Below are 13,167 nucleotides of genomic sequence, written 5' to 3'. Positions count from 1 at the left end.
TCGTCGACTGCGTCCGTCCTTGAACCACACCGCCCACTCCGGCCTGGAGGCGTTGCTGCAGCGCCCGGCGGCCGCGACCCTGGCGCCCGCCCTGCGCGCGGCGCTGTTGCAAGCCTGGCAGGACCAGCCCGAGCCACCGCGGCTGCCGTGGCCGGTGCTGGCCGATACCCTGGACGCGCTGGCGTTGCTGTCCGCCGACGAGGCCGCGCTGCTGGCCGCGCTGTTGTTCGACCTGCCGGGCTTGCGCGCACAGTTGCCGCAGCTGCCGGTGGAACCGCCGGCACGGGCGCAGGCGGTCACCGGGTTGCTGGACGCGCAGGACGCCGCCGACCAGGTGTGGGCGCTGCACGCCGGGCGCGAGGCCGGGCGCAACAGCGAGGGCCTGCGCCGGCTGCTGCTGTCGATCGTGCAGGACCTGCGGGTGGTGCCGATCCTGCTGGCGCGGCAATTGGCGCAGATGCGCGTGGCCGACAAGGCACCGGAGGCGCAGCGCCGCGCACTTGCCCAGCTGACCCGCGACATCCACGCGCCGCTGGCCAACCGCCTGGGCATCTGGCAGCTGAAATGGGAGCTGGAGGACCTGGCGTTCCGGCACCTGGAGCCGGACACCTACCGGCGCATCGCCCGCGAGGTCGACGAGAGCCGGGTGGCGCGCGAGCGCTACATCGAGGCGGTCAAGAAGATCCTGTCCAAGGCGCTGGCCGAGCAGGGCCTGCGCGCGGAGATCAGTGGGCGGCCCAAGCACATCTACAGCATCTGGCGGAAGATGCAGAAGAAGCGGCTGGCCTTCGACCAGCTCTACGACCTGCGCGCGGTGCGGGTGATGGTCGACGACGTCGCCGCCTGCTATGCGGCGCTGGGCGTGGTGCACGCGCTGTGGGCGCCGGTGCCCAGCGAGTTCGACGACTACATTGCCCGGCCCAAGGCCAACGACTACCGCTCGCTGCACACCGCGGTGGTCGGCCCGGAAGGGCGCACGATCGAGGTGCAGATCCGCACCCACGACATGCACGCGCAGGCCGAGCTGGGCGTGGCCGCGCACTGGAAATACAAGGAAGGCGGCAAGGGCGCGGAGAAGGCGTTCGACCGCAAGATCACCTGGATGCGGCAGCTGCTGGAGCAGTCGCAGGACGGCGAGCAGGGTGGGCTGGCCGGGGCGCTGGACGCCGAGCTGGTCGAGGACCGGGTCTATGCGTTGACCCCGATGGGCGAGGTGATCGACCTGCCGCAGGGCGCCACCCCGCTGGATTTCGCCTACCACGTGCACACCATGGTCGGGCACCGCTGCCGCGGCGCCAAGGTCAACAACCGCATCGTGCCGCTGACCCATAAATTGCGCAGCGGCGACCGCGTGGAGATCCTCACCGGCAAGGAAGCCGAGCCGCGCCGCGACTGGCTGCTGCCGGCCAACGGCTACCTGGCCAGCGGACGCTCGCGCGACAAGGTGCGCGCCTGGTTCCACAAGCTCGACCGCGCGCGCAACGTGCAGGCTGGCAAGGAGCTGCTGGAGCGCGAGCTCAAGCGCCTCGGGCTGCAGCAGGCCGACTTGTTGCCGGCGGCGAAGAAGTTCCATGCCGATGGCGTGGAGGAGCTGTACATCCAGGTCGCGCTGGGCGACGTCGGCCCCAGCCAGGTCGGGCGCGCCCTGCACGAGGCCGAGCGCGCCGCGGCGCAGCCGGCCGCGCCGGCCATGCCACGGCCGACCGCCCGCCGCACCGGGCTGGGCAAGTCCAAGTTCACCGTGCAGGGCGTGGGCAATCTGCTGGTGCAGCTGGCGCGCTGCTGCCAGCCGGTGGCCGGCGAGCCGATCGCCGGCTACCTGACCCGCACCCGCGGCGTCACCGTGCACCGCAGCGACTGCGCGGCATTCGCGCGGCTCGCCGCGGGCAACCCGCAGCGCGTGCTGCCGGTGGAGTGGGGCCAGGCCGGCGGCGGCTACGAGGTCGACGTGCTGGTGCGCGCGGTGGACCGGCGCTGGCTGCTGAAGGACATCACCAACCTGATCGCCCAGGAAGAGGCGCACGTGCTGGAGATCAACAGCGACAACGTGCGCGACAGCGGCCTGGCGCAACTGCGGTTGCGGCTGAAGGTAGGCGACTACGGGCAACTGTCCACCTTGCTCGGCAAGCTCGATGCGCTGCCGGGCGTGCACGAGGCGCGGCGGCTGGGCTGAGGCGGCTGCGGGGGCGGCCTCAGGCGTGCCCGCGGCCGGTCCGCCACCCAGCCGGGTGGCTGGCGCCACGCACAGCTGTTCGTCATCGGCGCACCGCTAAGCTTGCGCGGTGAGCATGCCGCCAGATCAGGTCAGGGACGAACCCGAGCGCAGGCAGCGGCCAGTGCCGCTGTGGCGCGATCGGCGTGCCTGGCGCTGGGCGCTGGCGGTGCTGCTGGTGCTGGGCATGGCCGTGGTGGTGTTCCGCCGCCCGCTGGCCGACCTGATCTGGCCGGAGACGCGCATCCAGCAATTGCTCGACCAGGGCCACGCGGCGCTGCGCGCGGGCCGGCTCAGCGCCGCCGACGGCAGCGGCGCGCGCGAGCGTTTCGAGGCCGCGCTGGCGCTGGACAGCGATCGCATGCAGGCGCGCGTCGGGCTGGCCGCGACCGGGCGCGCGGCGCTCGGGCAGGCGCGCGCGGCGCTGGCCGCCGGCCGCTACCCGCAGGCGCACGCGGCGCTGGCCCTGGCGCGCGCGCTGCAGGTGCCGCGCGCCGATGCCGATCGCATCGAGGCGGCGTTGCGCACGCGTGAGGCCGCGCACGCCGGCATCGATCAACTGCTGCAGCGGGCGGCGCAGGCGCGCCGCGACGGGCATCTGGACGATGGCCCGGAGGCGGCGCTGCCGCTGTACCAGCGGGTGCTCGAGTTCGCCCCGGAGCGCACCGCGGCCCTGGAAGGCCGCGAGGATGCGCTGTCGGAACTGCTGCAGTACGCGCGTACTGCGCTGGCGCGCGGCGACCTGGCCGGCGCCGCGGCGCTGGTGGAACGCGCGCGCGGCTACGACGCCGGCCATGTCGACCTGCCCGAGACCCAGGCGGAACTGAATCGGGCGCTGGAGCGCCTGCAGCGCGAGGCCGAACAGGCCCTGCGCCGGCAGCGCCTGGACGCGGCGGCGCGCGCCTTCGCGCAGTGGCGCGCGGCGGTGCCGGATGCGGCCGGCGCCAACGACGGCCTGGAGCGGGTGGCTGCGGCCTATGCCCTGCAGGCGAGCCGTGCCGCCGCCGATTTCCGTTTCGGCGAGGCCGAGCGCGCGCTGCGCAAGGGCCAGGCGCTGGCACCCGACAGTCGTGCCCTGGCCGATGCCAGGCAGGCGCTGCAGCGCGCCCGTCAGAGCCAGGCGACGCCGCAATCGCGGATATCGCCGGCTGAGCGCGAGCGGCGCCTGCAGCGCCTGCTGGCCGATCTGCAGGCCGCCGAGGCGCGAAGCGACTGGTTGACCCCGCCCGGCGCCAGCGCCTACGACAGCTTGCTGGCGGCGCAGATCCTGGCGCCGCGCGATGCGCGGGTGCGCGCGGCCGAGCAGCGCGTGCTGGCGGCGCTGCGGCGCTGTTTCGACGATGCCATGCGCGGCAACCGGGTGCTGGCGGCCAGCGCCTGCTACGACGCCTGGCGCGCATTGGCGCCGGGCGGCAACGGCCTGGCCAGCGCCCGCCGGCGCCTGGCGCAGCGCTGGCTGGCGGTCGGCGACGAGCGCCTGAGCGGCGGCGATGCCGCCTTCGCGCGGCAGGCGCTGCAGCGCGCCCGCGCGATCGATCCGGCCACCCCGGAACTGGCGGCCTTCGAGCGCCGTCTGCGCAGCCTCAGTCCCGGGCGTTAGCGCGGGCGGTGAGGTTCAGGGGCCGTCACTCGGCTGGTGGCGTGGCGCGTCGGGACTGAAGTCCCTCCCACAGGGGGCGCTCGGAAATGCCGGTGATCGTTGTGTATCTGCACCTGTGCGTCGTGCTCTGCATCGCCCAACGCGATCCTTGGCGATAGCCACTGCAGGTCAAGGATCCGCTTCGTTTCCACACGTGGCCCAAGCAGCGGTGATACTGGCAGCACCGTTGTGGGAGGGACTTCAGTCCCGACCCGATAGACCGCAACGCCCGTCGGGGCTCAGTCCAGGAACGCCTCGCGCACGGTGGCGCGGGCGGCGTCCAGCGAGAAGTGGGTCTCGATGTTGCGCAGGCCGTTGTCGGCCAGCCGCTGCCACAGCACCGGATCGGCGTAGAGCCGCGCGATGGCGTCCGCGAACGCCGCGGCGTCGTCGGCGATGAGCACGTCCTCGCCGTCGCGCAGGTGCATGCCTTCCACCGCGCACGCGGTGGCCACCACCGGCTGGCCGTGAGCCATGCTCAGGTTGACCTTGCCCTTGACCCCCGCGCCGAAGCGCAGCGGCGCCACGGCGATGCGCATGCCGTCCATGTAGGCGGCGATGTCGGGCACGTGGCCGAGCAGTTCGACACCGGCGGTGGCCTCGCCGAGGCGGCGGATGTCCTCCGGCATGTCCGCGCCGATGCAGTGGAAGCGCACCTCTGGCAGGCGCATGCGCACCGCCGGGAACACCTCCTGCAGGAACCAGCGCACTGCGTCCACGTTGGGCGCATGGCGGAAGCCGCCGACGAACACCAGGTCGCGACGCTGCGCCCATGGCAGGCCGGGGCCGGCGACCTCGTGCAGGTTCGAGATCAGCGCCGTGCGCACCTGCGGCGCCTCGCGCTGCAGCTGTTCGCGTTCGACCGCGCTGACCAGCACGGTCACATCGACTTGCGCCATCACCTCCAGCTCGCGCATGCGGGTGCGCTCGGCCTCGCGCAACAGGCGCGCATCGCCAGCGAGTTCGGCGCCGCGGCGCTCGCGCAGGTAGTGCAGGTCCACGGTGTCGAACAGCCGCCGCGCCTGCGGGGCGAACCGGCGCAGCAGCGGCAGGCAGGCGTGGGCGACGTGGTGGCGCACCAGCAGCACGCTGTGGAACCGCGTGCCGTGCTGCTGCAGGAACCAGGTGAGGTTCTTCAAATAGGGCGCGTACCACACCTCCACGCCGAGCCGCTGCAGCGCCTCGCTGTGGCGGCTGGCATAGCTGCGCTCGCTGGGCACGAACACCACGTGCGCGCCTTCCTGCAGCAACAGGCGGATCAGGTTGAGCTGGCGCAGCGAGGCGGAGTCACGGTCCGGCTGCGGCAGCGCTTCGTCCAGGATCAGCACTTGGCGCTGCTGTCGGTGCAGCAGGGCCGGCGTCGGCACCTCGCCGGGCGCGAGGTGTTGCGGCAACACCTCGGCCCACTTGGCGGCGAAGATCGCGCGGTTGCGCACCTGGTAGGCCTTGACCCCGCTGCTGGTGTCGGTGCCGTTGCTGGTGCCTTCGTCGTGCACCACGCGGCTGGCCGGCTGCACCAGCGTGCGCAAGCCGGCGGCGCGTACCGCGAAGGCGAGGTCGGTGTCTTCGTAGTAGGCCGGCATGTAGCGGGTGTCGAAGCCGCCCAGTGCCAGGAAGCGCGCGCGCTCGATCGCCAGTGCCGCGCCGCTGCCATAGTCGACGTCGCGCAGATAGGCGTAGCGCGGGTCGTCGGGCGATTCGAAGCGGCCGTAGCTCCAGGCGCTGCCGTCGGCGAAGACCGTGCCGCCGGCATCCTGCAGGCGGCCGTCGGGATACAGCAGTTGCGCGCTGACCAGGCCGGCCTCCGGCACCTGCGCGAAGGTGTCCAGCAGCGCGTCCAGCCAGCCCGGCTGCGGCACCGTGTCGTTGTTGAGGAACACCAGGTAGCGGCCCTGCGCACGCGCGGCGCCATCGTTGCAGGTGGCGATGAAGCCGCCGTTGCGCTCGCGCACGTGGTAGTGCAGGCCGACCACCTGCGGCAAAAACTGCGCGGTGGCGTCGCTGCTGCCGTCGTCGATCACCAGGATCTCGCAGGGCGCGGCCGGCGGGTGCGCAGCCAGCGCGCGCAGGCAGGCGAGGGTATGGTCGACGTGGTTGTAGACCGGGATCACGATGCTGACCAGCGGCGCCGGACTGTTCGGCACCGCGAACGGCGCGAACCGTGCAGGCGCCACCGCGAACAGCGCGCGCTGCGGCGGCGGCAGCGGTTGCGCATGCACGCGCAGGCGTTGCCAGGTGCTGCGCCAGCCGCGCGTGCGCAGGCTGGTCAGGCCGCGCCGGACCAGGCCGGCCAGGCGGTTCAGGGCGTAGCGCACATTCGCCCACGACATCGACATCCGGTACCACTCCAACTTAAACGAAGAGGCCCCCGCGCCGCGCTGCCCGCTGGGCTGCGCTAGACTCGGCGGAATTTACATTCTCGCATTCCCGTGCCCCGACGCTACGACGATCACGACACCGACGATCAGGACGACGCCCTGGACAGCCCCGCCGCAGTATGGCGCCGGCGTCTGCTCACCTGGGGCCTGGCCGCCGCCGCACTCGGCCTGGGCTTCCTGATTCCGTACACGGTCTATCTGAACAAACAGGTCACCCAGCGGTTCGGCGAACTGCGCTGGCAGATTCCCACCCGCGTGTACGCGCGGCCGCTGGTGCTGGCGCCGGACACGGCGATGGACCCGCAGACGCTGAAGACCGAACTGGATGCGGCCAGCTATCGCGCCGACGCCGGCGCCGAGCGTCCCGGCAGCTACCAGCAGGACGGCAGCCGCTTCGTCATCGCCAGTCGCGGCTACGTCGACGTCGACGGCCGGGTCGCGCCGCGCCGCATCGAGGTCGGCCTGGGCGGGGGGCGCGTGGTGGCGCTGCGCGATGCGCAGACGCGCAAGTCGCTCAAGGCCGCGCGCCTGGATCCGGCGCGCATCGCCACGCTGTACGGACAGAAGCAGGAAGAGCGGCGCCTGGTGCGCGTGGACGAGGTGCCGGAACTGCTGGTCACCGGCCTGCAGGCGGTGGAAGACCGCGACTTCAACTCGCACCACGGCATCGACCTCAGCGGCATGGTCCGCGCGGCCTGGGTGATGGTGCGTTCCGGCGGCAAGAGCCGGCAGGGCGCCAGCACCCTGACCCAGCAGCTGGCGCGCAGCGGCCTACTCGGCATCGGCAAGGAACAGACCGTCACCCGCAAGTTCAACGAGATCCTGTACGCGCTGATCATGGAGGCGCGCTACGACAAGCGCACCATCCTGGAGGCGTATCTCAACCAGGTGTACCTGGGCCAGCGCGGCAGCCAGGCGGTGCATGGCGTGGCCTCGGGCGCGGAGTTCTGGTTCGGTCGTGAACTCGATGCGCTGGCGCCGGAACAGGTGGCGCTGCTGATCGGCCTGGTCAAGGGGCCGTCCTACTACGACCCGCGGCGCTATCCCGAGCGCGCGCTGGATCGGCGCAACTTCGTGCTGGGCAAGCTGCGCGAGAGCGAGCTGATCGACGAGCCGACCTATCGCAAGGCGCTGGCCGCGCCGCTGGGCGTGCCGGCCAATCCCGGCCTGGTCGCCGCCAACCGCTTCCCGGCCTATGTCGACCTGGTGCGGCGCCAGCTGGCGCGCGATTACCCGGAAAGCGCGCTGCAGGGCGCCGGCCTGAGCGTGCTCACCGGCATGTCGCCGTCGGCGCAGGCCTATGCCGAGGGCGCGGTGACCCGCACCATCACGTCGTTGGAAACCAACAAGAAGCGCCCGCCGCTGCAGGCCGGGCTGGTGCTCACCGACACCCACAACGGCGAGGTGTTGGCGGTGGTCGGCAGCCGCGATGTGGCCCAGCCCGGCTTCAACCGCGCGATCGAAGCGCAGCGCCAGGTCGGTTCGCTGCTCAAGCCCTTCGTGTACCTGCTGGCGCTGGCGCAGCCGGACCGCTATTCGCTGGCCAGCTGGGTCGACGACACCCCGGTCACCGTGCAATTGGGCCGCGGCCGCAACTGGAGTCCGGGCAATTCCGACGGCCGCAGCCATGGCACGGTGCGCGTGGTCGATGCGCTGGCGCACTCCTACAACCAGGCCACGGTGCGCATCGGCATGCAGGTCGGGCCGGAGCGCGTGGCGCAGCTGGTGAAGGTGCTGGCCGGCATCGAGGCCGAGGTCAATCCCTCGCTGATTCTCGGCGCGACCGACCAGAGCCCGTACGCGATGGCGCAGCTGTACCAGTTCCTGGCCTCCGGCGGCGAGATCCAGCCGCTGCATGCGGTGCGCGGCGTGCTCGATCCGCAGGGCAAGCTGCTCAAGCGCTACGACAAGACCCCGGCGCCGGCGCAGGAGGGCGACTCCATCGCCGCCAACCTGGTCGGCATGGCGCTGCAGCAGGTGGTCAGCAACGGCACCGCGCGGCAGTTGCTCAGCGATGGCCTGGGCAAGCTGTCGCCGGCCGGCAAGACCGGCACCAGTAACGACGGCGTGGACAGCTGGTACGCCGGCTACACCGGCGATCACCTGGCGGTGATCTGGATCGGCAACGACCAGAACAAGCAGACCGGCCTGTACGGCGCCACCGGCGCGATGCGGGTGTGGTCGGGCATCTTCTCGCGGCTGCCGAGCGCGCCGTTGCAGGTGCAGGGCAAGGGCATCGACTGGCAGTGGATGGATCCGGTGGGGTACAACAGCACCGACCCGAGCTGCCCCGGCGCGCGCCAGTTCCCGTTCGTGGTCGGTTTCGTGCCCGCGTATGCCGCCTGCACGCCGCCGCAGGCGCTGCCGGAAGAGGCCGCGCCCGCCGAGGGCGAGCGCCAGGGCGGCGGCTGGCGTAGCTGGTTCGGCCTGGACAAGAAGAAAGACCCGCCTGCCGACGCGGCCGCGCCGCCGCCGGCGCATTGATTCCCGGATTCCGGATACCGCTCATGACCCCACGTGTTCCCGCCATCGCCGCCCTCAGCCTGCTGCTCGCCTCCTGCGTCAGCGCGCCGCCGCCGCCGCCGCCGGCCGCGCCGGTGGACACCACCACGCCGGCGCAGCGCATCGCCGCGATCGACGCCAGCGGCGGCGCCGACGACACCGAGCTGAGCGTGCAGCCGCTGCGCGATCCGGAAGTCGAGGACCTGCGCGAGAGCGCCAAGCGCAAGCGCACCGCCGGCGATTTGGCCGGTGCCGCCGCAGCGCTGGACCAGGCACTGAAGCTGGTGCCGGAGGACCCGGCGCTGCTGCAGGACCGCGCTGAAGTGGCGCTGCTGCAGAAGGATGATGCGCAGGCCGAAGCCTTCGCCAAGCGCGCCATCGACCTCGGTTCGCAGACCGGCCCGTTGTGCCGCCGCCACTGGGCGACCATCGAACAGGCGCGCCTGGCCCGCGGCCAGAAGGAAAACGCCGCCTCGGCGCATGCGCAGATCGCGGGGTGCACGGTGCCGGGGATCAAGAGGTACTGAAGGCTGGGAATGGGGAGTCGGGAATGGGGAATGGTTAAAAGCTGCGTTTCTGGCGGCTTGTCATGGTGGCGGCGCTCGGTCTTCCTGCTCTACCGGCGGCCGGGACAGTGAGCGGGTAGCGATGCTGCTCTAACCATTCCCTATTCCCCATTCTCCATTCCCCTAATGTCCTTAGCCCATGCAAGCACCGAAGCGCTCAGCGAAGGCGGTGCGCTCGCGCGCCAGCTCGATGCCTTCGTGCCGCGGCCGGCGCAGTTGCGGTTGACCGCGGCGATCGCCGAGGCGTTCGAGCAGCGCGACGTGCTGCTCGCCGAGGCCGGCACCGGCACCGGCAAGACCTATGCGTATCTGGTGCCGGCGCTGCTGTCGGGGCTGAAGACCATCGTCTCCACCGGCACCCGCGCGCTGCAGGACCAGCTCTATCACCGCGATCTGCCGCGGGTGCGGGCGGCGCTGGGCGTGGGCCTGAGCAGCGCGCTGCTGAAGGGGCGCGCCAATTACCTGTGCAAGTACCGCCTGGAGCAGGCCCGCGGCGAGCCGCGGTTCACTGCGCGCGAGCAGGTCGCGCAGTTCCAGCGCATCGTCGCCTGGAGCGGGCGTACCCGCTTCGGCGACATCGCCGAACTGGACGCGCTGGCCGACGATTCGCCGCTGCTGCCGCTGGTCACCTCCACCGTGGACAACTGCCTGGGCACCGAGTGTCCGTTCTGGGGCGAGTGCTTCGTGGTGCAGGCGCGGCAGCGCGCGCAGGCCGCCGACCTGGTGGTGGTCAACCACCACCTGCTGCTGGCCGACCTGGCACTGAAGCAGGAAGGCTTCGGCGAGATCCTGCCCGGCGCGCAGGCCTTCGTGATCGACGAAGCGCACCAGTTGCCGGAATTGGCGGCGAACTTCTTCGGCGAAGGCTTCGGCATGCGCCCGCTGCAGGAACTGGCGCGCGATTGCGTGGCCGAGAGTCGCCATGTCGCCGGCGCGCTGGCCAGCCTGCAGGCGCCGGTGCAGGCGATCGAGCAGACCCTGCGCGAACTGCGCGCGGCGATGGAGGGCCTGCCGGCACGCGGCACGCAGTGGCGGCTGCTGGCCAAGCCGCAGGTGCGCGACGGCTTCGATGCGCTGCTGGCCGATCTGGCGCGGCTGCAGGAGCCGCTGGCGGTGCTGTGCGAGGCCTCGCCCGGTTTCGACGCCTGCGCGGCGCGCGCGCGCGAACTGCGTACGCGGCTGGGCCGCTGGCTCGGCGAGGATGCGCCGATTCCGGATTTCGAGGCCGAGCCGGAAGCGGACGCGCCGTCCAACGACGTGCTGTGGTACGAGCTGACCCCGCGCGGCTTCCGCTGCCAGCGCACGCCGCTGGATGTGTCCGGGCCGCTGCGCGCGCATCGCGAGGCCTCGCGCGCGGCCTGGGTGTTTACCTCGGCGACGCTGGCGGTGAAGGGCGAGTTCGAGCACATCGCCACGCGCCTGGGCCTGAGCGACCCGATGACCTTGCTGCAGCCCAGCCCGTTCGACTGGGCGCGGCAGGCGTTGTGCTACCTGCCGGCGCTGCCCGATCCCGCCGCGCGCGGCTTCGGCACCGCGCTGATCGCCGCGCTGCAGCCGGTGCTGGAGGCCTCGCAGGGCCGCGCCTTCCTGCTGTTCGCCTCGCACCGGGCGCTGCGCGAGGCGGCCGAGGCACTGCGCGACGGCCCCTGGCCGCTGTTCGTGCAGGGCGAGGCGCCGCGCGCGACCTTGCTGCAACGCTTCCGCGCCTCCGGCAACGGCGTGCTGCTCGGCTCGGCCAGCTTCCGCGAGGGCGTGGACGTGGTCGGCGATGCGTTGAGCGTGGTAGTGATCGACAAGCTGCCGTTCGCCGCGCCCGACGATCCGGTGTTCGAGGCGCGCCTGGACGCGATCCGCCGCGACGGCGGCAACCCGTTCCGCGACGAGCAGCTACCGCAGGCGGTGATCGCGCTCAAGCAGGGCGTGGGCCGGCTGATCCGCAGCGAGCGCGACCGCGGCGTGCTGGTGCTGTGCGACCCGCGCCTGCTGAGTAAGTCCTACGGCCGCACTTTCCTGGAGTCGCTACCGCCGTTCGCCCGCACCCGCGACGTGGAGGACGTCCGCCAGTTCTTCGCCGCCGAAGCCCCGACGCTGGGCGATAATCCCGACACGGGCACGTCGCTGCCATCCGACTAGCCGGCGCGCCGCTCTTGCTTTTGCGAATCCCCAATCCCGAATCCCCAATCCCGGCTTCTCAATGAATCTCCTCGCCTTCGAAACCTCCACCGAAGCCTGCTCCGTCGCCGTGCTGGTCGGCGACCGCGTGCTGGAGCGCTTCGAACTGGCGCCGCGGCGGCATGCCGAGCTGGCGCTGCCCTGGGCCGAGCAATTGCTGGCCGAGGCCGGCATCGGCCGCCGCCAGCTCGATGCGGTGGCCTTCAGCCGCGGCCCTGGCGCGTTCACTGGGGTGCGGCTGGCGATCGCGGTCGCGCAGGGCATCGCCCTGGCCCTGGACCTGCCGGTGCTGCCGGTGTCCACGCTGCAGGTGCTGGCGCTGCGCGCGCCGGCCGATGCGCCGCGGGTGCTGGCGGCGATCGATGCGCGCATGGGCGAGGTCTACGCCGCGGCCTACGCGCGGCAGGCAGATGGCAGCCTGCAGGCCCTGACCGCGGAGCAGGTGCTGAATCCGGAAGCTTTCGTGTTGCCGGAGCCGGAGGCGGCCTGGGCCGCGGTGGGTACCGGGCTGGCGGCGGTCGATGGCAGCTTGCAGCGTCGCTTCGGCACGCACTGGCGCAGCGCCGATGCGCAGGCGCTGCCGCACGCCGCCGACGTGCTGACCCTCGCCGCGGCCGCGTACGCGCGCGGCGACGGGATCGCGCCGGAACGCGCCGAGCCGGCCTACCTGCGCGACAACGTCGCCCTGACCCTGGCCGAGCAACAGGCGCAGCGGGCCGCACGATGACCGGTGGCGTTGCGCCTGGCGACCGCTTCCGCGGCTGTCTGCTGGGGCTGGCGGTGGGCGACGCGCTAGGGACCACGCTGGAATTCAAGGCGCCCGGCAGCTTCGCGCCGATCGACGACATGGTTGGCGGCGGCCCGTTCGAGCTGCAGCCGGGGCAGTGGACCGACGACACCTCGATGGCGCTGTGCCTGGCCCACAGCCTGCTGTACCGGCAGGGCTTCGACGCCGTCGACCAAATGAACCGCTACTGCAACTGGTACCGGCACGGCTACCTGAGCAGCACCGGCACGTGTTTCGACATCGGCAACACCGTGCGCGCGGCGCTGGAGCGCTACCTGCAGGGCGGGCCGGCGTTCAGCGGCAGCGACGATCCGCGCGCGGCCGGCAACGGCGCGCTGATGCGGCTGGCGCCGGTGGCGATGTTCTATGCGCAGCGCCCCGACGAACTGGCCGAGCGCGCCGCCGACAGTTCCCGTACCACCCATGCCGCGGCCGAGGTGCTGGATGCCAGCCGGCTGTTCGCCTTCCAGCTGCGTGCCGCGCTGCGCGGCGACGCTCGTGCGCACGTTCTGCAGCCGGCGGACGCACCACCGATGCAGACCCCGGCGCTGCGTGCGCTGGCCGTGCGCGACCACGCGGCGGTGCCGGCAACGCAGATCCGCGGCACCGGCTACGTGGTCGATGCCCTGTCGGCGGCGCTGTGGTGTTTCGCCACCACCGGGTGCTTCGCCGACGCGGTGCTGCACGCGGCCAACCTGGGCGACGACGCCGACACCACCGCGGCGATCTGCGGGCAGCTGGCCGGCGCCTTCTACGGCCTCGATGGGATCCCCGCGGCCTGGCGCACGCGCGTGCAGGATGCCGCCGAGATCCTGGCTTTGGCCGATCGCCTGCACGCGGTCAGCCTCGCACCCTGAGGCCGCGCAGGGTGCCGACCGCCAGCGGCCGGCACCCGTGCGCACCGCCAGCGC

At 72.3% G+C, this 13,167-nt stretch carries 8 protein-coding genes; 7 read left to right on the top strand and 1 reads right to left on the bottom strand.

Features of this window, described 5'->3' with window-relative positions; all coding sequences use genetic code 11:
- The first annotated feature begins 19 nt into the window (after positions 1–19).
- A complete protein-coding gene (locus tag FHR66_RS17550; protein WP_160969789.1) occupies positions 20–2,173 on the top strand; it encodes a RelA/SpoT family protein in 2,154 nt (717 codons plus the stop codon).
- Positions 2,174–2,399: 226 nt separating this feature from the next.
- Positions 2,400–3,812 (top strand): coiled-coil domain-containing protein, encoded by a 1,413-nt coding sequence (locus FHR66_RS17545; protein WP_160969822.1) that lies wholly within the window; start codon positions 2,400–2,402, stop codon positions 3,810–3,812.
- Between the two features lie 278 nt (positions 3,813–4,090).
- Here FHR66_RS17545 and FHR66_RS17540 read toward each other — a convergent pair whose 3' ends face one another.
- The gene (locus tag FHR66_RS17540; protein WP_160969787.1) at positions 4,091–6,187 is read right to left on the bottom strand and encodes a glycosyltransferase; all 2,097 of its coding nucleotides are present in this window, start codon (positions 6,185–6,187) and stop codon (positions 4,091–4,093) included.
- A gap of 93 nt (positions 6,188–6,280) precedes the next feature.
- Between FHR66_RS17540 and mrcB the strand changes: the two genes are divergently transcribed.
- From mrcB to FHR66_RS17515, 5 genes are all read left to right on the top strand, one after another.
- Positions 6,281–8,713 (top strand): penicillin-binding protein 1B, encoded by a 2,433-nt coding sequence (gene mrcB / locus FHR66_RS17535; RefSeq protein ID WP_160969785.1) that lies wholly within the window; start codon positions 6,281–6,283, stop codon positions 8,711–8,713.
- A gap of 23 nt (positions 8,714–8,736) precedes the next feature.
- Positions 8,737–9,258 carry a tetratricopeptide repeat protein gene (locus tag FHR66_RS17530; protein ID WP_160969783.1) on the top strand — a complete coding sequence of 174 codons (522 nt, stop codon included), beginning with the start codon at positions 8,737–8,739 and terminating at the stop codon, positions 9,256–9,258.
- 165 nt (positions 9,259–9,423) lie between these two features.
- Positions 9,424–11,430, top strand: a complete 2,007-nt coding sequence (locus FHR66_RS17525) for an ATP-dependent DNA helicase (RefSeq protein ID WP_160969781.1) — start codon at positions 9,424–9,426, stop codon at positions 11,428–11,430.
- 61 nt (positions 11,431–11,491) lie between these two features.
- Positions 11,492–12,196, top strand: coding sequence for a tRNA (adenosine(37)-N6)-threonylcarbamoyltransferase complex dimerization subunit type 1 TsaB (gene tsaB / locus FHR66_RS17520; RefSeq protein WP_160969779.1), 705 nt, complete (start codon positions 11,492–11,494; stop codon positions 12,194–12,196).
- Complete coding sequence (locus tag FHR66_RS17515; RefSeq protein ID WP_160969777.1) at positions 12,193–13,113, top strand: ADP-ribosylglycohydrolase family protein; 921 nt, start codon at positions 12,193–12,195, stop codon at positions 13,111–13,113. The genes tsaB and FHR66_RS17515 overlap by 4 nt, the downstream gene beginning before the upstream one ends.
- Positions 13,114–13,167 lie beyond the last annotated feature (54 nt).

The sequence above is a fragment of the Xanthomonas sp. F4 genome (genome assembly GCF_011761895.1).
Note: the sequence above shows the minus strand (reverse complement) of the source record. Positions and strands in the feature narration are given on the sequence as shown.

Bases quoted from the DNA above. Each gene is read 5' to 3' on its own strand.
- FHR66_RS17545 (WP_160969822.1), top strand. From the start codon at position 2,400: ATGGCCGTGGTGGTGTTCCGCCGCCCGCTGGCCGACCTGATCTGGCCG.
- FHR66_RS17540 (WP_160969787.1), bottom strand. From the start codon at position 6,187: ATGTCGATGTCGTGGGCGAATGTGCGCTACGCCCTGAACCGCCTGGCC.
- FHR66_RS17530 (WP_160969783.1), top strand. From the start codon at position 8,737: ATGACCCCACGTGTTCCCGCCATCGCCGCCCTCAGCCTGCTGCTCGCC.
- FHR66_RS17525 (WP_160969781.1), top strand. From the start codon at position 9,424: ATGTCCTTAGCCCATGCAAGCACCGAAGCGCTCAGCGAAGGCGGTGCG.
- tsaB (WP_160969779.1), top strand. From the start codon at position 11,492: ATGAATCTCCTCGCCTTCGAAACCTCCACCGAAGCCTGCTCCGTCGCC.
- FHR66_RS17515 (WP_160969777.1), top strand. From the start codon at position 12,193: ATGACCGGTGGCGTTGCGCCTGGCGACCGCTTCCGCGGCTGTCTGCTG.